Genomic DNA, 24,168 nt, shown 5'->3' on the forward strand with positions numbered 1-24,168 from the left:
CGGGATCTCAATGGAGATCCCTCGCCGCGCGGCGTTGCACGAACAGCGCCAGCGCGTCGAAGTCGGGGATGCAGACATCGCGCCGGCTGGGCGCATTGAAGGTGATGAGCTGCTCGCGCACCAGCTTGGACAGCACCCGGCTGACGGTTTCCAGCGTGAGGCCCAGGTAGTTGCCGATCTCGGCGCGCGTCAGGCGCAGGCTGAACTGGTCGGCCCGCAGGCCGCGGTCGGCCAGCGCGGCCGCCCAGTCGTGCAGGAAGGCCACCACGCGGGCGTCGGCCGGCAGCGTGGACATGGCCGTGAGGGAGTCGCGGTCGCGCATGATCTCGCTGCTCATGGCCTCGTGCACGATCTCGATGAGCGCCGGGTGCGCCGCGCAGGCGCGCAGCAGCTCGTCGTAGGGGACCGTCCAGACCTCGGCCGTGTCCATGGCCACGGCGTCGCAGGCGTACGCGCCCTTGGCGATGGCGCCAAAGCCCATCCAGTCGCCACGGAACTTCAGGCCCACCACCTGCTCGCGGCCCTCGGCCGACACGCTGAGCAGCTTGAACAGGCCGGAGTTCAGCAGATAGAGGTGCGAGAAGGCTTCACCCGAGCGGTAGATCACGTCGCCGGCATGGACGATGCGGCGCTTGGGCGCCAGCACCGTTTCGATCAGGCGCAGCCGGTCGGCGATGCGCTGGCCGGTGGCTGCGGCGGGCGCGGCCGGGACCAGGCGCTGCGGCCTGGCGAAGGGAGCTTCAATCGGCGCGAGGGTGGTTTGCATGACGGGCTTTCACAGGTGGCGTTCGGTGCAGTCATGCTAGGCAGCGGCCGCCAATGCAGAAGCAATGCGCGACATCACTGCGTCGCGCTCGGTAACACTGTGTGAACGCAGTGCCAATGCGATGTGAACACCAGACCGGATTCGGCTGAGTTGACGCCGGTCAAGTGGCGTTCAGATGGTCGTCGCTACGCTGCCGGCCATGTCTTCACCCGTCCGTCAAGCGACCACGCACGCCGATGCCGCCCTGCTGCAGAACACCGCCGCGCTGGTGGTGCGCGCACGCGGCTTGTCGAACGCGGAGGTGCTGGCCCGCCAGCCGCTGCGCGGCAAGCGGCTGGCGCTGTTGTCGGACGCCCAGGGCGACGACAGCGCCCGTGAGTTCGTGCAGGCCGCGACGGCGCTGGGCGCCCATGTGTCGCTGGTACTGCCCGGGCTGGACGAGGGCAGCAGCGAGGCGCAGATCGACGCCGTCGCCCGCATGCTGGGCCGCCTCTACGACGCGGTCGAATGCCAGCACCTGCCGCTGGCGGTGGTGCGGCGCATCTCGCAGGGCTCGGACATCCCGATCTTTGCCGGCCTGGCCACGCCCGAGCATCCGACGGCCGGGCTGGCCGACGAGCTGCCAGGCAGCAAGCCGCTGGACCTGCGGCGCTGCCGCATCCTGCAGGCGGCGCTGCTGCTCAGTCTGAACTAGGCTTCGGCTGCGGCGACCAGCGTCCGCGTGTAGTCGTGCTGAGCATCGCCCTGGCACAGCGCTTCGGTGCTCAGCGTCTCGACGATGCGGCCCTGCTGCATGACGGCAAGCCGGTCGCACAGATGGGCCACCACGCCCAGGTCGTGGCTGACCAGCAGATAGGTCAGGCCATGCCGCGCCCGCAGGTCGGCCAGCAGGTTCAGCACCTCGGCCTGCACCGAGACGTCCAGCGCCGAGGTCGGCTCATCCAGCAGCAGCAACGGCGGCTTGAGGATGAGCGCACGGGCGATGGCGACGCGCTGGCGCTGGCCGCCGGAGATCTGGTGCGGGTAGCGAAAGCGGAAAGCCACCGGCAGGCCGACCTGCAGCAACACCTCGTCGATGCGCTCGTCGATGCGGTCCAGCCCCTGCACGCGCAGCGGCTCGGCCAGCGCGGTGCGCACCGTGTGGCGTGGGTGCAGGGAGCCATACGGGTCCTGGAACACCATCTGCGCGCGGCTCGCATGCGCCGGGCTGCGCTCGCCCCGGTAGGCCTCGCCGTTCATCGCCACCTCGCCCTGCCAGTGCCGGTACTGCCCGGCCAGGCAGCGCAGCACCGTGGTCTTGCCCGAGCCCGACTCGCCCACCAGCCCGAAGGCCTGGCCGCGCTCGATGTCGAAGCTCACGCCATGCAGCACCGTGCGCGCCTCGGCGCCCTCGCCGAAGGCCAGGCGCAGGTCTTTCACCGACAACATCGCCGTCATGCGGCACTCCAGGCAGCGTCCCGCTGCAGCACCGGCAGCACGGCGCGGCGGTGGCGCAGGCTGGGCAGGGCGGCCATCAGGCCTTGCGTGTAGGGGTGGCGGGCCTGGGCCAGGTCGGCGGCGGCCAGCGTCTCGACGATGCGGCCGGCGTACATCACCAGCACGCGGTCGCAGAAGTGCCGCACCAGGTTCAGGTCGTGGCTGATGAATAGCAGGGCCAGCCCTTGCTCGGCGACCAGTTCGTCCAGCAGCATCAGTACCTCCTGGCGCACCGACACGTCCAGCGCCGAGGTCGGCTCGTCGGCGATCAGCAGCTGCGGGCGCTGCGCCAGCATCATCGCGATCATCACGCGCTGGCCCATGCCGCCGGACACCTCGTGCGGGTACTGCGCCGCCACGCGCCGCGGCTCGCGGATGTGCACACGGGCCAGCAGCGCCTCCACGCGCTCGGCGCACTCGGCCTTGGCGAGTCGCTCGCCGCGCTGCACCGCCTCGCCGATCTGCCGGCCGATGCTCATGACCGGGTTCAGCGAGTACTTCGGGTCCTGCATGATCATCGACAGGCGCCGGCCGCGCAGCGCGGCCATGTCGCGCTCGCCGGCCCGCAGCAGGTCGACGCCGTCGAACTGCAGACGCTCGGCGCTGATGCGCGCCTGGCGGGGCAGCAGCTTCAACAGCGCGCGGCCGACCGTGGTCTTGCCGGAGCCGGACTCGCCGACCACGGCCACCTTCTCGCGGCCCAGCATGAAGGACACGCCGCGCACGATGGGCGTCGTGCCGTAGGCCACTTGCAGGCCCTGGACTTGAAGCAGAGGTTCACTCATGACGATTGCCTCGGGTCGAGCGCGTCGTTGAGGCCGTCGCCCAGCAGGTTGAAGGCCATGCTGACGGCCAGGATGGCGGCGCCGGGCGCGGCCACGGTCCACCAGCTGTCCAGCATGTAGCGGCGGCCCTCGGAAATCATCGAGCCCCACTCCGGCAGCGGCGGCTGCGCGCCCAGGCCCAGGAAGCCCAGGCCGGCCGCCGTCAGCACGACCGAGGCCATGTTCATCGTCAGCCGCACCAGCACCGACGGCAGGCACAGCGGCGCCAGGTGGCGCCACAGCACACGCAGGTGCGAGGCGCCCTGCAGCTGGGCGGCGACGATGAAGTCGGCGTTGCGCAGCGTCATCGCCTCGGCGCGGGCCAGGCGGGCGATGGGCGGCCAGGCGGTCAGCGCGATGGCCAGCACGGCATGGTCCAGCCCCGGGCCCAAAGCGGCGACGAAGGCCAGCGCCAGCACCAGGCTGGGGAAGGACAGGAAGACATCGGCCACGCGCATGCACAGCGTGTCGACGCGCCCGCCGAAGTAGCCCGACACGACGCCGACCGCCATGCCCAGCGGCCCGACGACGACGGTCACCAGCGTGACGATGAAGAGGGTGATGCGCGTGCCGTGCACGAGGCGGCTGAAGACATCGCGGCCGAACTCGTCGGTGCCGAACCAGTGCGCCGCGCTGGGCGGCAGCAGGGCTGCCGAAAGATCCTGCCGCAGCGGGTCGTGCGTGGCGATCCACGGCGCGAACAGCGCCACGGCCACCAGCACGGCGATGACGGCCACGCCGACGGCGGTCAGCGGGTTGGCCAGCAGCTTGCGCGCGGTGGCGCTGGCATCGAGCCACCAGGCTTGCCAGAGACCGGCCGGCGAGGGGGCGGCGGGAAGGGATGCGGTCGTCATGAGCGGGCTCTCGGGTCAAACACGCGGTAGAGCGCGTCGGCGGTCAGGTTCAGCGCGACGAACAGCAGGCCGATGACGAGCACCGAGCCCATCACCGCGTTCATGTCGCCCAGCAGCAGGCTGCCGGTCAGGTAGCTGCCGAAGCCGGGCCAGCCGAACACGGTCTCCACGAGCACGGCGCCCTCCAGCAGGCCGCCGTAGGCCAGCGCCAGGATGGTCAGCAGCTGCACGCGGATGTTCAGGAAGGCATGGCCCCACACCACCTGGCGCCGGCTCAGGCCCTTGACGCGTGCCGTGGTGATGTATTCCTGGCTGAGCTGGGCGAGCATGAAGCTGCGCGTCATGCGGCTCAGGTAGGCCATGGAGTGCAGGCCCAGCACACAGGCCGGCAGCAGCAGGTGGCGCAGCGCGCTGCGGAAGGCGGCGGTGTCGCCGGCCAGCAGCGTGTCGATCAGCATGAGGCCGGTCACGCGCGGTATCGCGCCCTCGAAGCCCAGGCCGATGCGGCCGATGCCGCCGGCCCAGCCCAGCCAAGCGTAGAACACCAGCAGGCCCATCATGCCGAACCAGAAGATCGGCGTAGAGTGGCCCAGCAGGCCGACGACACGGGCGACATGGTCGGGCCAGCGCTTGTGGTGGCTGGCCGCCCACACGCCCAGCGGCACGCCCAGCAGCGCGCCCAGCAGGATGGCCAGCGTGGCCAGCTCCAGCGTGGCCGGCAGCACGCGTGCCAGGTCTTGCGTGACGGGCAGGCCGGTCAGCAGCGAGCGGCCCAGGTCGCCCTGGGCCAGGTCGCCGAGATAACGGCCGAACTGCGCCCACAGCGGCCGGTCCAGGCCCAACTGCTTGTAGACCTGCTCGTAGGTGGCGCGGTCGGCGTCGGGGCCGACGATGGCCAGCACCGGGTCCAGCGGCATCACGCGGCCGATCATGAAGGTCAGCAGCAGCAGGCCCAGCAGCGCCGTTGCCGCGCCGGTGGTTCCGCGTATCCATTTCGCCTTCATCGCTTGCTCACCTTGTAGACCTCGCGCAGCCGCGTGGCGCCGCTGGGATGACCGACATAGCCTTGCACCGCGCGGCGCAGGACCTGCGTGTCAAGCATCTGCGCGATGGGCTGGATGGCGGCAACATGGCTGTCGAGTCGCTGCTGGGCCTGGCGGTACAGCGCCGTCTGCTCGGCCGCATCGAGCGTCAGCAGCGCCTGCTCAATGAGGCGGTTCAACTCGGGGTCTGCATAGCCGGTGCGCCAGCCCTGGAAGTTGCTCAGGCGCGCGCTGTCGCGGTTGTCGGGGTTGTAGACGAGGGCGCGCAGGCTGGAATGCGGGTGCGCCTCGGCGCCGCCGCCGCCGCGGCCGACGATGATCTCGAACGTGCGTTCGCGCATCGCGCCGTAGACCTGGTTGCCGGTGCCCGGCAGGATGCTGGCGCGGATGCCGCCTTCGGCCAGCGTGGCCTGCAGGCTGGTGGCGATGCCGGTGAAGGGCGCCTCGGCGACGACGCGGATGGTCGTGTCGAAGCCGTTCGGCAGCCCGGCCTGGGCCAGCAGGCGGCGGGCAGCGGTGGGGTCGAACGAATAGGGCGGCTGGGGCAGGGAGGCCGGCAGCCCCGGTGGCACGGGCCGCATCTGCAGCTCGCCGTAGAAGGGCAGCACGCCGCCGGCCACGCCCTGGAAGTCGATCAGGTGGCGAAGCACTGCGCGGCGCACGCGCTCGTCGGCAAAGCGTGGGTGGCGGGCGTTGACGGCGACGTAGTACATCGTGGCGCGGCGCACCTCCTCGACGACCAGCTCGGGCCGCCGTGCCAATGCGCGCACGTCGGGCGCGGACATGCCGCCGGCCACGTCCAGGTCGCCACGCGCCAGCATCAGCCGCAGCGTCTGCGACTCGGTCATGTGCCGCACGACGACGCGGCGCAGCCTGGCCGGTGCCTGCCAGTAGCGCGCGGCGCGGCGCATGGTCAACAGCTCCTTGGGCCGCCATTCCTCCAGCTCGAAGGCGCCCGAGCCGGCGGCGTGTGTGGTCAGCCAGGCGTTGCCGAGGTCCCCCTTGACCTCGTGCGCCAGCACCGTGTCGCGGTCGACGACGTAGCCGCTCATGGACGTGGCCAGCGTCATCAGCACCAGCACCGGGTCGGTGGGCTGGGGCAGGTCCATGACCAGCGTCCCGGCGTCCTCGGCGCGGATGGCCGTGGCGGCGTTGGCGGCGGTGAAGCCGTAGCTCTTCCAGACCGAGGCCAGCGCCAGGTTCAGCTTCAACACGCGCTGCAGCGACCAGGCCGCGTGCGCGGCCGTCAGCGGCCGGCCGCTGGCGAAGCGCACGTCTTGCCGCAGCTTGAACGTCAAGCGCCGGCCGCCTTCGCTAACAGTCCAACTTTCCGCAAGGCTGGGGCGCATCTTCGTGGTGTCCGCCGCGTCGACTTCCAGCAGGCTGTCGTAGAAGTTGCAGGCCACCGTTGCGGCGTCCAGCCCTGTGGCGGCAGCGGGGTCCAGCGAGAGCAGGTTGTTCATGCTCATGCCGACCAGCAACTGGTCGTCGGGCGAGTCGGCATGGGCGGCGCCCCAGCCTGCAACGAACAGCGCAGGCAGATGACGCCGCTTCAGCGGCAAGTGCGATGCGGGCAGCATGCTCAGTACGTCGCGACGGTGTGCTTGGCGATGTAGTCGAAGTTGATGTCCTCGCCCAGGCCGGGGCCCTGCGGCAGCGACACATAGCCTTCGTTGTCCATCGGGTCGACGATGGCGTTCAGGTAGGCCGGCACTTCCTCGTAGTCGAGGAAGGGATGCAGCAGGCCGCGCTCGTACCAGCGGCAGTTGCGGATCGCCCCGCACACGGCCAGGTTGGGCGCGCCATTGCCGTGGACCTCGCAGAACATGCCAAAGGACTCGGCCAGCGCCGCGACCTTCATCGTCGGGCCGATGCCGCCGCAGCCGGTGACGCCGGCGCGCAGGATGTCGCTGGCACCCGCCGTGACCCAGCCGGCGCGCGCGTAGTGCTTGCCCGACAGGCTCTCGGGGCCCAGGATGGGAATGCGCAGCTGGCCTGCGAGCCAGGTGTACGAGGCCGTGCTCTGCTCGTTCATCATTTCTTCGAACCAGGTGAACTCCAGCTCCTCCAGCGCGCGGCCGATGCGCAGCGCGTCGGTGCGGCTGTACTCGTGGTAGCCGTCCAGCATCAGCGCGATGTCCGGCCCCACGGCCTCGCGCACGGCGGTGCAGGCGGCGATGTCCATGGTCGTGCTGGGCGCGAAGGCCACGGGCGGCATCCAGGTGTGCAGCTTGATGGCCTTGTAGCCGCGCGCCACCAGCTTGAGCGCGAAGTCGGCGTAGTCCTCGGGCGTGGACAACCCGCCGGCCAGTTCGTCGCCGCACATGGTGCTGCCGTAGGCGGGGATCTTGTCGCGGTAGCCGCCCAGCAGTTGGTAGACCGGCGTGTTGAGCGTGCGGCCGATCAGGTCGTACAGCGCGCTGTCGACGGCGCCCAGCGCGCGGTCGGTCAGCTGGCCGGCACTGCCGCGCTGCCAGTGCTCCAGCTCGGCCCAGAGCTTCTCGCGGTTCAGCGCGTTGCCGCCCACCAGCACGCGGCGCACGAACTGGTTCAGCACATGCGGGCGCACGACCTGCGGCGGCGCGAAGCAATGGCCCTCGACGCCGTCCGTGCTGCGGATGGTCAGCAGTGCCAGGTGGCCCGTGCCCAGTGGGCCGGGGTGGGAGTGGCCGGCCGCGTCGACCGAGCGCCGCGTCGGGTGGGTGAACTCGACGGCGCTCACGCTTTCAATCTTGATCATGTCTGCAATCTCATCAGTCGTCTGATGACTGGCAGTGTACATACGGTGTTGCGTTTCGCCAGCGTGCAAAGGGAAAACCATGAGATATCCGCTAGAGCCTGGTTGCCAAAAGATCGGATGACTTGCCTATACTGACATCAGTCGTCAGATGACTTGGCTAACTTCCAGATCCGTGCCGTGACCACCCACCACCCTTCGTCAGCCACGCCCCGCGCGCCCAGCCTGTCGCAGCGCGTCGTCGACGGGCTCTCCGAGCGCATCAGCAGCGGCGCACTGAAGCCGGGCGACCGCGTGCCCACCGAGCCGGTGTTGATGCAGGAGTTCGGCGTCAGCCGCAGCGTCGTGCGCGAGGCCATCTCGCGGCTGCAGGCCGGCGGGTTGCTGCGCACGCAGCAGGGCGTGGGCAGCTTTGTGCTGTCGCCCAAGGTCGACATGCCTCCGCTGCAGCCCGCGCCGGGTGCGGTGCTGAAGCTGCAGCAGAAGCTGGCCATGCTGGAGCTGCGCCTGAGCCTGGAGCCCGAGGCCGCCGCGCTGGCCGCGCAGCGCCGCACGCCGGAGCTGCTTGCCGCCATGGAGCAGGCGCTGGACGACTTCGACACCCAGCACAGCACTGGCGAGGCCACGGCCGAGGCGGATTTCCGCTTCCACGAACTGCTGGCCCAGGCCACCGGCAACGAGTACTTCTCGCATGTGCTGCGCTCGCTGAGCAGCGCCACCATCCCGCGCCAAGCCGCTGCCCGGCGCAGCAACAGCAGCAGCGCGAAGGCGGCCCGCTTCGGCGAGCCGTCGCCCGAGCTGCGCCCCGGCAAGGAGTTCACCGCCCAGGAGCACTGGGCCGTGCTGGAGGCCATTCGCCGAGGCGACGCCGCCGGTGCGCGCGCCGCCATGTTCATGCACCTGAACAACAGCCGTGAACGCATGAAGAACGCCAGTCGCTGATCCACCCCCGGGGCCAGGCACGCAGAGGCCACACCCCGATCCAGTCCATCCCAGGAGACAAGCCATGCATCACCCCCGTCGCCCGTCGGGCGCCCGCCCGACCGCGATCACTCTCGCACTCTTGGCCCTCGCCGGCAGCCACCCGCTGGCGCAGGCGCAGGAGACCCAGGTCATCGAGCGCGTCGAGATCACCGGCTCCATCATCCGGCGCTCGCTCAACGACGAGGCCGCGCTGCCGGTCACGTCGATGAAGGCGACCGAGCTGAGTGCCCGCGTCAACACCGAGCTGAAGGACATGATGCTGGAGCTGCCGCAGGCCAACTCGCTGGGCACCAACGCCGGCACGGCCGGGCCGATGACCAGCCTGCGCGGCTTCGGCCCCATGCGCACGCTGACGCTGCTGAACGGCCGCCGCCTGGCCAAGGAGCCGCTCACCAACCAGTACGTCAGCGTCAACGTGATGCCGCGCATGGCGCTGAGCCATGTCGACATCCTGCGCGACGGTGCCTCGTCCAGCTACGGCTCTGACGCCATGGGCGGCGTGCAGGCCTTCTACACGCTGCCGGCCTACAAGGGTGTGGGCATCAAGCTGGAGGCCATGCAGCCCGAGCGCTCCGGCGGCGGCGCCACGCGCGCGCTGGGGCTGATCGCGGGCTTCGGCGACCTGGCGGCGGACCGCTGGAACGTGTATGCGGCCTTCGACATCCAGAAGCGCGAGGAACTGCCGCGCGCCGCGCGCCCCGAGCTGACCGACGGCTCCGCGCTGACCGCGCTTGGCATCAGCACCGCGCCGGGCCTGGGCGCGAACGCAACGCCGGGCAACTTCACCGACCCCACCAACCCGACGACGGCGCTGCGCACCGTGCGCCACAACCCGATGTTCGCGACCGGCTGCATGCCGCCGTACTCGGTGCCCAGCACCTCGGGCGGGCGGCAGACTTGCTTCCTGGACGCCAACACGCAGTACACGACCTTCGGCAACAAGAACGGCATCCTGAACTTCTACGCCCAGGGCAAGCTGCTGCTGGCGGGCGACCACCAGATTACGGCCGAGTTCAACCACAGCGAGTTCGAGGTCGACCAGTACAACAACCCCGCCGCGCCCACCGTGCGGCTGACGAGCACCCACCCCTACTACCCCGGCAACGGCAAGGTGCCGGCGGTGCCAGGTCTGAACCTGGGCGGCCGGCCCATCGACGTGCTGTGGTCGGTGGCCGATGCCGGCGCGCGCATCCGCAACGACGTTCACAGCAACGACCGCCTGGTGCTGACCGCCGAGGGCGCCCTGGGCAGCTGGGAATACCGCACCGGCCTGAGTTACGGCCGCTCCGAGCGCAACACCAAGGCCGGCTCGGGCTGGCTGAAGGTGAGTGGCATCGCCAGCGTGCAGGGCACCACGTCGCGCACGCTGTTCCTCGACCCCAAGCTCAACCCCTTCGGCCTGCAGGACGCCGCCGGCCTGGAGTTGCTGGCCGGCGCGTCGATCGACGGTCGCACGCTGCGCCTGCACCGCGCCGAGAACGCCAGCCTGGACGCCACCTTCTCGCGCAGCGTCATGAAGCTCGCCGGCGGCGACATGATGCTGGCCATGGGCGGCGAGCTGCGCCGCGACACCTGGAAGGCCATCGGCCAGGCGGGCAATGACTTGTCGACCGCGCTGAACGGCCAGATCGACCTGCTGGGCGGCGACAACCTCTCCAGCGGCGCCACCTCCGCCACGAGCACCCAGATCGGCCGCACCATCACCTCGCTGTTTGCCGAGCTGGACGCGCCGATCCGCCGCGACCTGACGCTGAATGCCTCGGTGCGCGGCGACAAGTACGGCGACCTCGGCGAGACCACGGTCAACCCCAAGCTCAGCGCGCGCTGGACGCCGCTGAAGAGCCTGGTGCTGCGCGCCTCGGCCAACACCGGCTACCGCGCGCCCAGCCTGCCCGAGATCTATACCAAAGAGACCGAGCGCACGCTGATCCCGGTGTTCAACGACCCGCTGAACTGCCCCACCGTGAACGGCGTGCCGACGGCCAAGCCGGGCTTCGCGCCCGAACTGGTCTGCAGCCTGACCGGCTACAACCAGATCACCAAGGTGCCCAACAACGCCGGCGTCAAGCCCGAGACCTCGCGCAGCCTGACCTTCGGCGGCGGCTTCGAGCCCATCAAGAACCTGACGCTGACGCTGGACTACTGGCGCACGCAGATCGATGAGGTCATCGGCAACCGCGCCATCGACTACATCCTGGCCAACCCCGCCACCTATCCTGGCCTGTTCCTGCGCAACCCCGACGGCACGCTGGGCGTGCTGTCCGGCTCAGGCTCGCGCGACGCCGTCATCAACACGCCGTCCAACGTCGGCTCGCTGCGTGGCGCCGGCATCGACGCCAGCCTGAAGTACATCGCGCCCAAGCAGTCCTGGGGCACGCTGTCGGGCGGCATCGACATCGCCTACCTGACGAAGTGGGAGGCGCGCTCCGAGGGCGTCAATGGCGGCAACTGGGTCTCGGCGCTGGGCTTCTACAACGACGTGGTGCCGGTCAACCCCAACGCCGGCCTGTCCAACGCCACGCGCGGCCTGAACAACCGCTGGCGCCACACGGCGCAGGTGGCCTGGCAGAACCCGGAGTGGATGGTGCAGATCTCGCAGCGCTACCAGAGCAAGATCGTGGACCAGAACCTGCCTGCCGCCACCGGCGCCGGCACGACCGGGCCGCGCGATGTCGAGGCCTACGCGCAATACAACCTGATGGTGAAGTACAGCGGCTTCAAGAACGTGAAGCTGTCGCTGGGCGTCAGCAACCTGCTCGACAAGGAACCGCCGCTGACCAACCACACCGCCTACCGCGGCTACCTGACCAGCGTGGCCGACGTGCTGGGCCGGGCCTATGTGCTGACGGGCGAATACCGGTTCTGAAGCCCTGCGCTTACTGCATCGTTACTGGTGAGTCTTCGTTCTGCGAAGACCTTCAAGCCCCGGCAGCCGCCGGGGCTTTTTTTATCTTCCGGTGGCCAGCAAGAACAAGGGGCTGCGACCTTGTGGTGGCAACCCCTGTGTATGAGTGGTGGAGAGGAGGAGGATCGAAAACGGCCTTGCAGGCCGCGTAGCTCCTAAGTTCCTGCGCGTGTGTTTGGGCGGTTACTGCGTAAGTTACTGCAGAAAAATCGTAGCGGGAATCTCCCCGCAGTTCGGTCCTCAACGCACGCGGTGCCAACGGGCTCAGTCGCTATTCTTGTGACACAGTAAGACTAGGACCTGTCAGGTTCGCGTGCGCTGATTCGGGGCCAAGATCTCGCCGGACGTTTCGTCCTTGGTCAGTGATTCTGCGTCGGCGTCGCCGAGCGATCGGCCTTGCCGTTCCAGTGCTTCTACAGGCCCGGCGCCCAGTTCGGCGCAGGCCGCGCAGCGCACCCGTTCGATCAGGTCCTGCTCCTCAGGCTCGAACTGCATGCTGCGGCTCTCGTAGCCCTGGCGGGCGTAGCCCACCAGTAGGGCTGCAGCGCCAAAACGCCGCTCGGCGACGGCCAGAGCACAGAACTGCAGCGACAGCGTGGGCGTGGCGAAGCGTCGGGCGGCGGTGAACAGGCGCGGCAGCAGCGCCCGGGCTTCGCCGAGCCGCCCCAGCGCCACCCAGGCGGCCATCAGCGCGCCCAACACCCAGGGCAGGTTTCCGTTCGTGCCGCTCCCGTCGGCATCGACCCTGGCGAGCAGCGATTGGCCGCGCTCGGCAGCCTCGGCGTTGCGGTCGAGGATGTGCAAGGTGCTGACGATGGAAGACTCGATGGCGTCCTGCATGTCGTGCTTGCCGAGCTCGCGGGCCAGGTCGAACTGCTGCTGATGCAACATGAGCGCGGCCTGATGGTCGCCGCGGGTAACGGCCGCTCGGCACAGCGCGCCTGCCACATGCAGGCGTTCGGTTGGCGCCAGATCGGCTGTGGCGGCGACCTGCGACTCCAGTTCGGCGCAGGCGTCGTCGAGTTCCTGGCCCGCCACAGCAACGCTGCGGACCCACACCAGGGTGGCGAACAGCAGCTTGCGCGGCTGCCCGAGCTGCCGCCACAGGGCGACCGCACGCCGCCCGGCGACACTGGCATTGGCTTCGCGACGGATGGCGCCGATTCGCCCGCGCTCCGTCCACCAGTTCGCCTGCAGTTCAGCCGGCAAGGCCTGGCCGGCGGGCTCGTTCATGCGGGGCTCCAGCGCCAGGAACCAATTGCCCGACTCATGGCGCCAGACCGTGAAGGTGGTGAGGGTGACCACCCGAATGCTCAGCGCCGTGGCCAGGGCGAGTTCGTGCTCGCGAGCCCAGGCGAGTGCGTCGCGCGCGTTTTCCATTTCGGCGATGCACAGCGCCAGCAAGGCGGGGTTGTCCGCCGTGGCCCGCGAGAACAGGGCGAGCACAGCGGCCACGTGGCGGCGCCGGACGGCATCGGCCTCGTCGGGCGCTGCCGGCGCCAGGGCGAGCTGATCCAGCGCGAAGGCCCGCATCGTCTCGAGCAAGCGGTAGCGCGGTGGGTCGTCATGACTGACGACGATCAGCGAGCGATCAGCCAGCGTCGCCAGCCCGTCGATGACATCCCAGCGCGCCTGCGGGTCGTCGGTCATCAGGGCGACGGCGAGGTCGAGGGTGAAGCCGCCAGTGAAGACGCCGAGCGACCGGAACAATCGCTGATCGGCCGCGCCGAGCAGGCGGTAGCTCCAGTCGAGCGCGTTGTGCAGCGTGCGATGGCGCGCGGCCGCGTCGCGATGGCCGCGGGTGAGCAGGGCGAAGCGCTGCGCCAGGGCGTCGTGCACACCTTGCAAGCCAAGCAGCGGCACCCGCGCGGCCGCCATCTCCAGCGCCAGCGGCAGGCCGTCGAGCTGGACGCAGAGCGCGCGCAGCGCCGGCAGTGCTGCAGGCGTGGGGGTGAAGTGGTGATCGGCGGCGCTGATACGTTCCAGCAGCAGCGCCAATGCGCCTTCTTCCTCGGGCCGGTCCGGATCATGGCCGGGCCCGGGCAATGCCAGAGGCTCAAGCCGCAGCACACGCTCGCCCGCCACGGCCAGCGGCGCCTGGCTCGTCACCAGCAGCTGAACGCCGGCCACGGGACGCAGCAGCGAGGCCAGTTCGGCGCAGACCTGGATCAAATGCTCGGCGTTGTCCAGCACCAGCAGCAGGGTCTCGTGCCGCAGCGCCGCGAGCAACTGATCCGGTGCTTCGTCATCACCGCCGGTCAGCTGCAGCCCGAGCGCGCGGGCGATGGCGCCGGCCACTTGATGGCCGCCTGTCAGCGCGGCGAGGTCGACCCAGACGCAGCGGCCGGGCCAGCCGGCCGCCACCGCGCGTGCCAGCGAGGTCTTGCCCACGCCCGACGGGCCCACCAGGCTGAGGCTGCCGCCGGGCTGCAGCAGGCGTTCGACACGCGCCAGGTCGGCGTCGCGGCCGATCAGGCGCGATCCCCTGACAGCAGGTCTTGCCGGCGTCGCGGAAGCGGGCGCCGGTGCAGTGTCGGGCGGGGAGGGCGGGGCGGCTGGTGCTCCCGAGACCTTGCTCACCGCTGCCGTGAAGCGGTAGCCGCGCCCCGGCACCGTGGTGATCACTTCGCCGCCGAGCACCTTGCGCAGCTTGCTGATCTGCATCTGCAGGTTGGCTTCTTCAACCACCAGGCCGGGCCAGACGAGGTCCAACAGATCGGTCTTGCTGATCAGGCGGTCGGGGCGCTCTGCCAGCACCCGCAGCAGGTCCAGCGCGCGCCGGCCGAGGGGGGCCGCCTGGCCGTCGATCAGCAGACGGTGTTCGTCAGGCTGGAATTCGAAGCGCTGCGATGGGCCGAATAGATACCGTTCTGCGGCGGGCCGGCGAGGTTGGGTGTTCGGCAAAACGGAGGCCCTGGACAAGTCGTGACGTGAGGCACTCCAGCGCGCCTCATCCATGTTGAGTTGTCTTGGGAGTGATGCAACGCAGCATACCGGCTCGGCATGGGCCGGCCGAAGCACGCGCTGCGGTTTGCAGGCCCCACGCTGCTAGTGCAGCGTTTCACGCTATCCGGCACTTATGCGGCCACGCCTTTGGCCCCCTGGCGTTGTTGCAAATCCTCGCGATACCCCGGTATCGCTGCGGTTTGCGCCTAGCCAGGAAGCCAAATCCGCAGCCCCATAAGCACCTCCAAGCGCGAAACACTGCACTAGTCCTTGGCTTCCCAGAATCCCGACCGCCCCAGGCTGGACAACAGCCGCACGCGCGCATGGCGCCAGGCTGCCAACGCGGCCACGTGTTCCTGCCGGGCGTTGGCGTCTTGGCGCTGGGCGTCCAACCATTCCGTGATGTCGACAGCGCCGGCGAGGTGGCGGGCGCGCGCTGCGGCAAGCGCCTCCTGCGCGCCCTGGGCAAGTTCGCTGCTTGCCGAGACGGCGGCGGTCTCGGCCTCGACCGTTTGGTAGGCACGCCAGACCTCGAAGGCGATGCGCGACTCTGCAGCCGCCGCATCGGCGACGCGTGCCTGCAGGTTGGCCTCTTGCTCGTGGATGCGATAGGAGCGCCCGAAGCCATCGAACAGCGGGATCGACAGCGTCAGCGCCACCAGCTGTTCGCGGCTTTGCGCGTTCGTCAACGCCGTGTTGGGGCGCCCATTGCGGTAGTTGCCGTAGCTCAGGCTCAGGCTGGGCAACCGTTCAGCCCGCGCACCGTCGAGCCGCGCCTGCGCCGCGCGAACTTGCGCACGGGCCGCCCGCAGGGCCGGATGCGCCGCCAGGGCTTCGCCGACCAGCGTTTGCAGATCCTGCGCTGGCGAGCGAGCGGCCAAGGCGACATCGGCTGCGCTGGCCTCCGGCTCGAAAGCCAGCGTCAGCGGCACGCGCAGGTCCACGCCCATCACCCGGGCCAACGCACCCCGTGCGATGCGTTCAGCCCCGCGCGCCCGCGCTGTCGCCAGCTGGGCTTGTGACAGGGCGATGCGAGCCTTCATCACATCCAAAGGGACGACGCTGCCCACTGCCAGCCGCGCTTCGGCCGACTTGAGGATGTCCCGTGCGCTGGCGGCAGCCACCTCGGCTGCGGCCACGGCACCGGCGCCCGCCTGCACCTCGTACCAGGCCTGCGCAACCTCGGCCACCGTGTCCTGCAGCGCCGCGTCACGGCTGCCCAGCGCGGCCTGCAGGCCCTGGTCGGCCTGCGTGATCGCAGCGCGCCGCCCACCGAAGTCGAACAGCAGCCAGTTCAGCGTGAGGTTGCCGCCATTGGCCTGCACGGTGTTGTTGCCGCCGAGGCCGGTCTGCTGCTCATCGCGGGTGCGGGAGACGGTCAGGTTGACGACGGGAAACAGGCTTGCGCGGGCCTGCCCCTGCACTGCCGCCTGCCCGGCCACGGCGGCCCATGCGGATCGCGTCCGGGGATTGGCGCACAGGGCCATCGACACCGCGCGCTGCAGTGTCAGCGGCTCGGCGGGGATGGGGCTGGCGCTGGCGTTGTGGTCGGCGCAGGCGGGCCCAGCGGCCGCAGGCATGACGCGCCACGGGTCCGCCACCACCTCTGCGGTCGGCGTCTGCAGTGGCGCCGGGGCCAACTCTTGCTCTTGCGGGGGCACTGGCTGTTGCCCGTGTTCCTGCGCCTGCCCATGCGCGGCGGCAAGCAGCAGGGCGTGCGCGAGGAGGCCGGTTGCCAGCCGCATCCGACGGGGGCTCATTGACGTGTTCCTGCCGCAGGGCGCGCGTCGAACTCCAGCTTGCAGCGGATCCCTGCGGGCAAGCGCGCCTGGGGGTTGATCATGGCGAGCTGCACGCCGAAGGTGCCGCTCGCCGCATCGAACAGGCCATCGATCTGGGTGATGCGCGCGGGATGCCGGCCGCCGAGTCCTTCCGGCAACACGGTGGCGGTGTCAGCGACTTTGAGCCGGCCCCACATCGCCAGCGGCAACACCGCTTCCACGCGCAAGGGGTCGATGCGCGCCAGCTTCAGGATGGGCTGTCGTGCCGGGCCGCCATCGGCCAGTTCACCGGGGTGGCCGCGGCGCTCGACGACAACACCGTCGAACGGGCTGCGCAAGGTGCGCCGCGCCAGGATGTCGCGCGCTTGCGCCATCTCGCGCTTGGCCAGTTCCTGAGCTTCCACGGCTTCGCGGAGTTCCGACGTCGCCAGCTTGCTTTCGGCCTGCGCTTCCTCCTGTTCCTTCAGGGGGGCGTAGTTCTGCCGGTGCAACTCTGTGGTGCGTGTCAGCTTCTTCTCGGCATAGTCGACTCGGTTGCGGGCGGTCTCGATGCGGCCCTGCATGGTGGCGCGGAAGGCAGCTGCATCCAGCGCCGACTGTTCGACGCTGGCATCGAGCTGGACCAGGGCCTGCCCGGCGCGCACCTTGTCGCCGCGGCGCACAAGCACGCTGGCGATCCTGGTTTCGCTGGGGCCGCGCAGCTCGACGGTCTGGTCGACATCGAGCACGCACTCGAAGCTCTCGGCATTACTCCGCACAGGCTGCACCTGCTGCCCCGGGTTCTGCGCGTTCGCCGCCGTGAGCATCGACCCGAACCCCATTGCCGCCCACACCATGCCGGTGCCCATCGCCGCAGAACGTCTCTTCATTCACCACTCCCAGAAAAGGCCAGCGTGCGGTGCAGCTGGCGGTCTTGTGCCAAGGTGCGTGCGCGTGCCTGCGCATCGCGTGCCTCAGACGTGTGTTGTGCCCATGCGCGCAGCGCGCCATACAGCCAGCCCGGTGCCGCTTCAGCGCGGGCGAGCCAGGCTGCCAGGCGCGGGGTGCAGGTGCTGAACAGCTCGTCGTCCAGCGCCACGACGGCCTGCGCGCTGCCCGGATCGTGCTGGCGCGCGCACCGACCGATCAGCTGGCGGTCGATGCGCGCGGAGCCATGAAACTCGGTCAGCACCACATGCAGCCCGCCCAGCTCGGCGACCCCTGGACCCAGCCGGATGTCCGTGCCCCGCCCGGCCATGTTGGTGGCCACCGTCACGCGGCCCGCGTGGCCGGCCTGCGCGATCAGGTCAGCCTCGGCCTGGTCCTGCCGCGCGTTCAGCAGCGCGTGCTCGATGCCGTGTTCAGCCAGCGCCTGGCTGAGCTCTTCCGACGCGCCGACCGAGCGCGTGCCGATCAGCACGGGCCGCCCTTGCTCCACAGCGACACGGCGCACGATCGCCACCACGGCCTGCCACTTTTGCGCACGCGTGGCGACACAGGTCGGGGCCAGCAGCACGCGGCGCGAGGGCCGGTGCAGCGGCACGCGCACCACGTCGAGCCCGTAGACGCGCCGTATCTCAGGCGCCACCTCGGCCGCGGTGCCGCTCATGCCCGACAGCCGCAGGTAGCGGCGCAGCAGCCGCTGGTAGGTGATGCGCGCCAGCGTCTCCCGGCGCGGGGTCAACGCCAGGCCTTCCTTGGCCTCGATGAACTGGTGCAGCCCGCGTTCCCAAGAGCGGTCCGGCATCGCGCGGCCGGTCGCTTCGTCGACGATCACGATCGCGCCCTCGGTGACCATGTAGTGCCGGTCGCGCTCGAACAGCGTGATCGCACTCAGGGCCTGTTCCATCTTTTCCTCTCGCGCCCGCACCGAACTCCACCAACCGCTGCGGCCTGGCGCGTGCAGGTCGATGGCGTCGCGGCCGGCATCCGTCAGCCTGACCGTGCGGGCAAACTTGTCGACCACGTGGTGAAGGCCTGCCGCCAGGCTGCGGGCCAGTGCCAGCATCTCCTGCACCTGCAAGCTCTCGTCCGGTGCGTCGACCGTGGTGGACAGGATGAGCGGCGTGCGCGCCTCGTCGATGAACACACTGTCGGCCTCGTCGATGATCGCGAAGACGAGGCCACGCAGCACAACCGTGTCGGCTGGATTGGCCGGGCTGGCCCGATCAGCGAGTTTGGCATCGCTGCCCTTGCGCAGTTGATCCCAGGCCAGGTGCAGGGCGCCAGACCTGCCGCGTGGGGCCACCCGGTCGCGCAGGTAGTCAAACGCCAGTTCCTTGTTGCTGCAGTAGACGATGTCGCAGGCGTAGCTCGCGCGTCGTGCCGGCCGGTCCATGCCATGCGTGATCACGCCCATCGACAGCCCGAGAAAGCGGTAGAGCGGCTCCATCTCCCGCCCGTCGCGCTCCGCCAGATAGTCGTTGACGGTGATCACGTGCACCGGGTGGCCGGCAAGCGCCATGGTGGCCGCCGCCAATGTGGCTGCAAAGGTCTTGCCTTCGCCGGTGGCCATCTCGATCAGGCGACCCTGGACCAGCCCGAGCCCGGCCATCAGCTGGCAGGGGTGGTGGCGCATGCCCAGCGTGCGGGCCGAGGCCTCGCGTACGAGGGCGAAACATGTCGCCACGCGACGCAGATCGTGCACGCCGGCACCGCGCAGCGCCGTCTGGGCAGCGCGAATACGGTCCTGCAGGGCGCCGGCATCGAGTGTGCGCAGGTCGGCGTCGTGCGCGGCCACGAGTGGCACGAAGCCCGCCAGCTGTCGGCGGTGCCACTGCAGCTGCCGGGCGAGCCACGCGACACTGTGGTCATGAAGCCAGCGCGCGACGCGGTCCAGCCGGTGGGGCTGGGGCTCGGCCCGTTCCGGATACGGGCGGTCTTCCGCGAGGTGCGCGCTGGGGTCCAGGGTCAGGGCTCGCATTCAGTCGCAACGTCCGGTTGGCATGCTGCGGCTCACCACTGAAACTGCGACAGCAGCAAGCGCCGGGCGCTGCGGGCCCATTGCCAACCCAGCGGCTCCATGGGATGCGAAAACCGCACGTGCACCCGCTCGCCGAACCATGCCGAAGCGGGTGGCAAGGCGACGTCGAACTGGAAGGTGCGCTCCAGCGTGCGGTTGCCCTGGGGGTCGCGCGGATCGGTCGCGAGGCGGCCTCCACCTTCGATGGCGAGCGCGGCGCTGGGCAGGTAGGCTTGCGCCTGCGGCACTTCCCGCAGGATGCGGCTGCCGACAACTTCGGCGGGCCGATGGGCCAGCCGCAGCTGCACCGACTCGGTGGCGCGCCGGACCTGGTCGACCGAGGCCTGCGGCACCACGACGCGCACGACCCGCACCGCCGGCTCACGGGTGCCCAGCACATAGCCGAACTGCTCGCCTGTGCGAGCCCAGCGGCCGGGCCAGTCGGCCGCATTCGCCAGCACGAAGCGGCCATCGACGTTGGCACGCACGCGCAGTTCGGCATCGCGCTGCGCCAGCAGGTCGAGGGCGCCCTGTTCCCTGTCGAGCTGCTCGCGCAGCGCCAACGCTGCCGCCGGCTCGCGCCAGCGCGCGGCCCAGGCCGCACGCAACTCGTCGACACGCGCCTGTGTTTGCAGCAGCTGGGCTTGCAAGGTGGGGTCGCGCATCTCGATCAGCAGGTCGCCTGCGCTCACCATGCTGCCTGGCTCGGCGACGACGCGGGCCACGAGGCCATCCTTGGCTGCACGTACGCGGGATTCGTCGGGCAGCCAGACCACGCCCTCGGCGACGCTGCGTGATGGCGCTGGCACGACGAACAGCAGCAGCCACACGGCCGCCACTGCGCCTGCCGTGACGCCCCAGGCGCGCCGGCGGTGACCGGCCAGGGCCGGGCTGGCCAGGTAGGCCATCGACTTGCCCAGCGGCAGCAACACCATCGACAACAGCGACCACGCGGCCAACAACAGGCCGATGAAGAAGAACTGGCCGGCCACGAACAACGCGATGCCCACCGCCACCAGCACCCGGTAGAGGCTGGAGGCCAGCCCGTAGAACGCAAACCACGCCTGCTCGCTGCGGCTCGCGCGCGGTGCCTCGGCATCCCGCATGCCGAAGGCATGGCGCCGCAGCAGCCAGCCCCACCAGCGCGTGGCGCGTTGCGCCAGGTTCGGGATGCCGACCAGGTCGATGAGGATGTAGTACGCGTCGTAGCGCAGCAGCGGGTTGCCGTTGAACACCAGCGTGGAAACGCCCGCCACCAGCATCACGTTGAACAACAGCGCGCGCACCAGGCCCGGCTCGACCACCAGCCAGGCCAGGAACGCCGCCGCTGCCAGCGCCAGCTCGACCAGCATGCCGGCAGCGCCGACCAGCGCGCGCTCGGTGCGCGACTTGAACACGATGGCCGAACTGGCCTCCACGTAGGGGACGGGAACAAGCACCAGCAGCAGCACGCCCATGTCGTGCACTTGCCCGCCGCCGCGCTTGATGGCGAAGGCGTGGCCCAGCTCGTGCAATGCCTTGATCAACGGGAACACCAGCCACAGCAGCAGCAGGTTGTCGGTGCCCAGCACACGGTCGGAGAAGTTGTTCGACAGATCCGCCCAGTGCGGCGGGACCAGCAGCAAGGCGGGCACGACCAGCACCAGCCAGGCCAGCGCGCCCCACGGGCTCCAGACCACGCGGATCAATGGCGCCAGGCGCTCCAGCCAGGCGTCCGGGTCCCACAACGGGATGCGGATGGCCAGCGGGTTGGTCCAGGACCTGCGCCGCTTGGCCCGCGCCTCTTTCTCGCCGCGCTCGAAGACTTCCAGCGTGTCGGGCGGCACGTCGGACAGCAGCAGGTCAGCAGCGTGCAACTGGCCCAGCAGGCCCACCACTTCTCCCTGCGTCGGCGCCGCATCGCCGAGCTGACGGCTGACGCGTTCCCACAGTTGCTGCACGGTGCGCTGGCCGTCCATGGCCACGATGAACTGGTGCGCGGGCCGCGCAAAACGGTGGGTGCGGTTGGAGACGGTGTCGCGCAGCAGATACCAGACCTGGCCCCTGTAGACATGGCGGTGCAAACGGGCATGCGCGCGCACGGCAGGCCGCAGCGAGGCCACGCGGTACCAGTCGTCGGACAGGGTGGAGCGCTGGCTCATGCGGGTGCGTAGTTGGACGGGCCATGGCGATGGCCCGCGCGGCCACAGATCAGGTTCGTCACGGCATCCACTTCCAGAACGCCAGGCGCAACCAGTCGGTCAGGCCGTGGGTCCAGATCCACCACAGGCGCGCATCGCCCACGCTGATCTTGCCGACACCTTCCATGCCCGGGCGCAGCACGCCGGCCTGTGCCGAACGGCTGGCTTGTGAATCGCCGACTGTCTGGGCTTCGACCCGGTAGAAGTTGCGGCCATCGCGCGCGGTGGACACCGGGGTCACCTGGGCGACCTCGAAGGCGACGCGCTCACCGGTGAGGCCCGTCAGGGCCAGTTCACCGCGCTGGCCTTTGCGCACGGCGGCGATGTCGCGCTCGTCGACCTCCAGCATCACCCGGTATCGGTCCAGGGGTGCGATCTCGAACAGCAGCTTGCCGGCTTCGAGCGGCGTGCCGACCAGCCCGCGCCCGTCGCCACTGACCACCACGCCGTCGAACGGCGCCAGCACCTGCGCGCGGGCGAGTTGCTCCTGCGTCAGCTGGCGTTGCGCAGCAGCCTGCGCGATGCGGGCCTGCGCCTGCGCCATTTCGCTGCGGTTGCGCTCGGCGGCGGCCTGCCGGTAGCGGCGGTCGGCGAGGTCTTCCTCGGCAGCCCAGCGGGCGTGCTCCAGCACCAGCTCACGGTCTTGCATGCGCGCCAGCAACTGGCCGGCGCGAACCGTGTCACCGGCGCGCACATGGCTCTCGGCCAGCACGCCCTGGAACGGCACCACGCTGGATCGCTGGGTCTCGCCTTCGACGACGCTGCGCGCCGACACGCGGTACGGTGAGGTCAGCAGCATGGGCACGCACAGCAGGGCGGTCGCCAGCACCGCGCCCAGCTTGGCCCCTGGGTGGCCCGGGCCCGTCAGGGCATGGACGCCGGCGCGGCTCGCGTCGAAGGCGCGCCGGGGCAGGCCGCGTTCGTTCTCGCGCTTGAGTGCCAGCACCGGCCCGAGCATCAACCCGAGGGCCCGCAGCGTGGCCACCTCGGCGGCGTCGAACGGTGCATCGGCACGTTCGAGTGTCAACACGCCGACGGTGCGGCCGTGCGCCATCAGCGGGGCCGAGACCACCCCGGCCATGCCGTTGGCTTCGGCCAGCTCCTGTTGCGCCAGCGGGGGTGGGCTGTCTTCGTCGTCAGCCGTGCCGACCCGGGTCGGATGGTGCAACACCATGCCGGCGTCCAGCGCTTCTTCCATGGCCTGATTGATCAGCCGCACCTCGTTGCTCTGCGCATCGAAGCTGGCTGTGTGTGACAGCGTCTGCACGTCGATGCTGCCGCCTTGCTCAAAGCCCACGCTGACGCGGTGGCAGCGCAGCCTGGCGGCCACCTCGTTGGCCAGGGCCAGCGTGGACGTGCCCAGGCGCCGGTGCTGCGTGGCCGTGGCCAACAGCTCGCCGGCCAGTTGCATGCGTGCCAGTTCGGCCTGCAGCGGCTGCATGGCCGCGGCGCGGATGCGCTCGACGAGCCAGGCGCTGGCCCAGTGCAGTTGCCGGGGTGCACGTTGCAGGTCGAGCGTCGGGGCGGGATGAAGCTGCAGGGCCACGGCACCACGCAGGTGGCCGTCGACGGTGATGGGGTAGGCCAACTGCACGGGCTCTCCCGGGCGCGGCGGCAGGGCGCCCGAAACCGCGCCGCGGATGTCGCCGCGCCCGCTGGCGAGCGCCCGCTCGGCGACCGGCATCAGCGGCGTTGCACCTGGCGTGTCGCCGGGCCAGCTCGCCGCCGCCGCGAAGCCCCCCTGGCCAGCGCTGCCGCGCACCAGCAGCGCCGACTCGACGTGCGCAATCTGCGCGCACAGCAGCGCCAGCCATGTCTTGTCAAACTCGGCCTCGTCCCGCGCGGCAGCGAAACGTGCCCAATCACCCGCGTGAGCCCGCTCAGCGCCCCGGGCCGATGCCGCGCCGTCCTGCGAATGGACCTCGAAGTCGCCCCCCATCGGTTGTCAGGCAGTCTCGGCCTGGTCGGCCGGGGCTGTGCCTGCACTGGCGCGGCTGATCCGCTGGCTGAGCGACTGGAAGTTGCGCAACGAGTGCAGGTGCAGGTGCACCAGTTCGAGATCACCTTGTCGTGCCAGCGTGGCCAGCGCGGCGTCGTCCAGCGCGTGCAGTCGCGTCAGGCTGACCGCCTGGAAACCGGTGAGTGCCAGCTTCTCGCCCGATGCCAAGGTGAACTCGGCCTGCATGGGCTCGAACAGGTCCAGCGCCTGCAGCCGTCGCGCGAACTCGCCGGTGCGCGTGAACTCCAGTCGATAGTCCTGCAGGAAGCGCAGCACGCCGTCGACATACGGCGAGGGCTTGCCTTGCGCGTCGAACAGCGCCTCGCCCCGACCCTGCCAGTTCAGGCCTGGGAAGGCCTCGTCCACGCACAGCGTGAAGTTCTTGCCGTCGTCCGCAGTCGAGAAGATGAAGGGATAGCGCCTGACGAAAGCGGGCACATAGGGCGCTCCCCACGCGCCGGTCCCATCGAGGTAGACGTTCTCGGCCGCGCGTGCGCCCAGCAGCACCACGGGCGCCAGCTCATCAGGCGTGCCGGTGGCAGCAAAGACCACCACGTAGTCGACGCTGGCGGGTGAGAACTCGGCAGCGACCAACGGCACGGAATTGAGCTTGCGACAAAAGCCATAGCTGTCACCCACCTGCACCGCGCAGGTGCCGTGCCGTGCCGCCGAGACGGGAACGGCGGTTTCATAGATCAGTTGCTGGGTCGGCATGAGGCTTCTCGCGTTGGC

Annotated in this window: 17 protein-coding genes; 3 read left to right on the top strand and 14 right to left on the bottom strand. The window is 70.1% G+C overall.

The window, feature by feature from the left end:
* Positions 1-7 precede the first annotated feature (7 nt).
* Positions 8-766, bottom strand: a complete 759-nt coding sequence (locus tag ACG00Y_RS26210; RefSeq protein WP_394484136.1) for a Crp/Fnr family transcriptional regulator — start codon at positions 764-766, stop codon at positions 8-10.
* A gap of 199 nt (positions 767-965) precedes the next feature.
* Here ACG00Y_RS26210 and ACG00Y_RS26215 point away from each other — a divergent pair, with 199 nt between their 5' ends.
* A complete protein-coding gene (locus tag ACG00Y_RS26215; protein ID WP_394484138.1) occupies positions 966-1,460 on the top strand; it encodes a Rossmann-fold NAD(P)-binding domain-containing protein in 495 nt (164 codons plus the stop codon).
* On the opposite strand, the gene ACG00Y_RS26220 is transcribed toward ACG00Y_RS26215, so the two are convergent.
* From ACG00Y_RS26220 to ACG00Y_RS26245, 6 genes are read right to left on the bottom strand one after another with little or no spacing between them, the layout of a single operon-like run.
* Positions 1,457-2,203 carry an ABC transporter ATP-binding protein gene (locus ACG00Y_RS26220; RefSeq protein ID WP_394484140.1) on the bottom strand — a complete coding sequence of 249 codons (747 nt, stop codon included), beginning with the start codon at positions 2,201-2,203 and terminating at the stop codon, positions 1,457-1,459. The two genes, ACG00Y_RS26215 and ACG00Y_RS26220, sit on opposite strands and share 4 nt — an antisense overlap.
* Positions 2,200-3,027 carry an ABC transporter ATP-binding protein gene (locus tag ACG00Y_RS26225; RefSeq protein WP_394484142.1) on the bottom strand — a complete coding sequence of 276 codons (828 nt, stop codon included), beginning with the start codon at positions 3,025-3,027 and terminating at the stop codon, positions 2,200-2,202. Before ACG00Y_RS26225 ends, ACG00Y_RS26220 begins: the two co-directional genes overlap by 4 nt.
* Positions 3,024-3,920, bottom strand: coding sequence for an ABC transporter permease (locus ACG00Y_RS26230; RefSeq protein ID WP_394484144.1), 897 nt, complete (start codon positions 3,918-3,920; stop codon positions 3,024-3,026). The genes ACG00Y_RS26225 and ACG00Y_RS26230 overlap by 4 nt, the downstream gene beginning before the upstream one ends.
* Positions 3,917-4,924 (bottom strand): ABC transporter permease, encoded by a 1,008-nt coding sequence (locus ACG00Y_RS26235; protein WP_394484146.1) that lies wholly within the window; start codon positions 4,922-4,924, stop codon positions 3,917-3,919. The genes ACG00Y_RS26230 and ACG00Y_RS26235 overlap by 4 nt, the downstream gene beginning before the upstream one ends.
* Positions 4,921-6,543 carry an ABC transporter substrate-binding protein gene (locus tag ACG00Y_RS26240; RefSeq protein ID WP_394484148.1) on the bottom strand — a complete coding sequence of 541 codons (1,623 nt, stop codon included), beginning with the start codon at positions 6,541-6,543 and terminating at the stop codon, positions 4,921-4,923. The genes ACG00Y_RS26235 and ACG00Y_RS26240 overlap by 4 nt, the downstream gene beginning before the upstream one ends.
* A gap of 2 nt (positions 6,544-6,545) precedes the next feature.
* Entirely contained in the window at positions 6,546-7,703 is a 1,158-nt protein-coding gene (locus ACG00Y_RS26245) for a mandelate racemase family protein (RefSeq protein ID WP_394484150.1), read from the bottom strand.
* A gap of 177 nt (positions 7,704-7,880) precedes the next feature.
* Between ACG00Y_RS26245 and ACG00Y_RS26250 the strand changes: the two genes are divergently transcribed.
* Both ACG00Y_RS26250 and ACG00Y_RS26255 read left to right on the top strand, forming a co-directional pair.
* On the top strand, positions 7,881-8,642 hold the full coding sequence (locus ACG00Y_RS26250; RefSeq protein ID WP_394484152.1) for a FadR/GntR family transcriptional regulator: 762 nt from the start codon (positions 7,881-7,883) through the stop codon (positions 8,640-8,642).
* Positions 8,643-8,706: 64 nt separating this feature from the next.
* Positions 8,707-11,550 carry a TonB-dependent receptor domain-containing protein gene (locus ACG00Y_RS26255; protein WP_394484154.1) on the top strand — a complete coding sequence of 948 codons (2,844 nt, stop codon included), beginning with the start codon at positions 8,707-8,709 and terminating at the stop codon, positions 11,548-11,550.
* A 342-nt stretch (positions 11,551-11,892) separates the two neighbouring features.
* On the opposite strand, the gene ACG00Y_RS26260 is transcribed toward ACG00Y_RS26255, so the two are convergent.
* The 7 genes from ACG00Y_RS26260 to ACG00Y_RS26290 all read right to left on the bottom strand — a co-directional run bounded on the left by ACG00Y_RS26260 (position 11,893) and on the right by ACG00Y_RS26290 (position 24,150).
* Positions 11,893-14,547 (bottom strand): ATP-binding protein, encoded by a 2,655-nt coding sequence (locus tag ACG00Y_RS26260; RefSeq protein ID WP_394484156.1) that lies wholly within the window; start codon positions 14,545-14,547, stop codon positions 11,893-11,895.
* A 251-nt stretch (positions 14,548-14,798) separates the two neighbouring features.
* Positions 14,799-16,175: a TolC family protein gene (locus tag ACG00Y_RS26265; RefSeq protein ID WP_394484158.1), complete on the bottom strand. Its 1,377-nt coding sequence runs from the start codon at positions 16,173-16,175 to the stop codon at positions 14,799-14,801.
* 116 nt (positions 16,176-16,291) lie between these two features.
* Positions 16,292-17,185 carry an efflux RND transporter periplasmic adaptor subunit gene (locus ACG00Y_RS26270; protein ID WP_394484160.1) on the bottom strand — a complete coding sequence of 298 codons (894 nt, stop codon included), beginning with the start codon at positions 17,183-17,185 and terminating at the stop codon, positions 16,292-16,294.
* Positions 17,182-19,218, bottom strand: a complete 2,037-nt coding sequence (locus ACG00Y_RS26275) for a preprotein translocase subunit SecA (protein ID WP_394484162.1) — start codon at positions 19,216-19,218, stop codon at positions 17,182-17,184. Before ACG00Y_RS26275 ends, ACG00Y_RS26270 begins: the two co-directional genes overlap by 4 nt.
* Positions 19,219-19,250: 32 nt before the next feature.
* On the bottom strand, positions 19,251-21,398 hold the full coding sequence (locus ACG00Y_RS26280; RefSeq protein WP_394484163.1) for an HlyD family secretion protein: 2,148 nt from the start codon (positions 21,396-21,398) through the stop codon (positions 19,251-19,253).
* A 58-nt stretch (positions 21,399-21,456) separates the two neighbouring features.
* Entirely contained in the window at positions 21,457-23,376 is a 1,920-nt protein-coding gene (locus tag ACG00Y_RS26285) for a GAF domain-containing protein (RefSeq protein WP_394484165.1), read from the bottom strand.
* Positions 23,377-23,382: 6 nt separating this feature from the next.
* Positions 23,383-24,150: a SapC family protein gene (locus ACG00Y_RS26290; protein WP_394484167.1), complete on the bottom strand. Its 768-nt coding sequence runs from the start codon at positions 24,148-24,150 to the stop codon at positions 23,383-23,385.
* Positions 24,151-24,168 lie beyond the last annotated feature (18 nt).

The organism is Pelomonas parva, from assembly GCF_043555835.1.
GTDB classification, from domain to species: Bacteria; Pseudomonadota; Gammaproteobacteria; order Burkholderiales; family Burkholderiaceae_C; genus Pelomonas; species Pelomonas parva.

What these genes read in the sequence shown, in the direction of transcription:
- ACG00Y_RS26210 (WP_394484136.1), bottom strand. Translation starts at nt 766, where the DNA reads ATGCAAACCACCCTCGCGCCGATTGAAGCTCCCTTCGCCAGGCCGCAG.
- ACG00Y_RS26215 (WP_394484138.1), top strand. Translation starts at nt 966, where the DNA reads ATGTCTTCACCCGTCCGTCAAGCGACCACGCACGCCGATGCCGCCCTG.
- ACG00Y_RS26220 (WP_394484140.1), bottom strand. Translation starts at nt 2,203, where the DNA reads ATGACGGCGATGTTGTCGGTGAAAGACCTGCGCCTGGCCTTCGGCGAG.
- ACG00Y_RS26225 (WP_394484142.1), bottom strand. Translation starts at nt 3,027, where the DNA reads ATGAGTGAACCTCTGCTTCAAGTCCAGGGCCTGCAAGTGGCCTACGGC.
- ACG00Y_RS26230 (WP_394484144.1), bottom strand. Translation starts at nt 3,920, where the DNA reads ATGACGACCGCATCCCTTCCCGCCGCCCCCTCGCCGGCCGGTCTCTGG.
- ACG00Y_RS26235 (WP_394484146.1), bottom strand. Translation starts at nt 4,924, where the DNA reads ATGAAGGCGAAATGGATACGCGGAACCACCGGCGCGGCAACGGCGCTG.
- ACG00Y_RS26240 (WP_394484148.1), bottom strand. Translation starts at nt 6,543, where the DNA reads ATGCTGCCCGCATCGCACTTGCCGCTGAAGCGGCGTCATCTGCCTGCG.
- ACG00Y_RS26245 (WP_394484150.1), bottom strand. Translation starts at nt 7,703, where the DNA reads ATGATCAAGATTGAAAGCGTGAGCGCCGTCGAGTTCACCCACCCGACG.
- ACG00Y_RS26255 (WP_394484154.1), top strand. Translation starts at nt 8,707, where the DNA reads ATGCATCACCCCCGTCGCCCGTCGGGCGCCCGCCCGACCGCGATCACT.
- ACG00Y_RS26260 (WP_394484156.1), bottom strand. Translation starts at nt 14,547, where the DNA reads ATGGATGAGGCGCGCTGGAGTGCCTCACGTCACGACTTGTCCAGGGCC.
- ACG00Y_RS26270 (WP_394484160.1), bottom strand. Translation starts at nt 17,185, where the DNA reads ATGAAGAGACGTTCTGCGGCGATGGGCACCGGCATGGTGTGGGCGGCA.
- ACG00Y_RS26275 (WP_394484162.1), bottom strand. Translation starts at nt 19,218, where the DNA reads ATGCGAGCCCTGACCCTGGACCCCAGCGCGCACCTCGCGGAAGACCGC.
- ACG00Y_RS26280 (WP_394484163.1), bottom strand. Translation starts at nt 21,398, where the DNA reads ATGAGCCAGCGCTCCACCCTGTCCGACGACTGGTACCGCGTGGCCTCG.
- ACG00Y_RS26285 (WP_394484165.1), bottom strand. Translation starts at nt 23,376, where the DNA reads ATGGGGGGCGACTTCGAGGTCCATTCGCAGGACGGCGCGGCATCGGCC.
- ACG00Y_RS26290 (WP_394484167.1), bottom strand. Translation starts at nt 24,150, where the DNA reads ATGCCGACCCAGCAACTGATCTATGAAACCGCCGTTCCCGTCTCGGCG.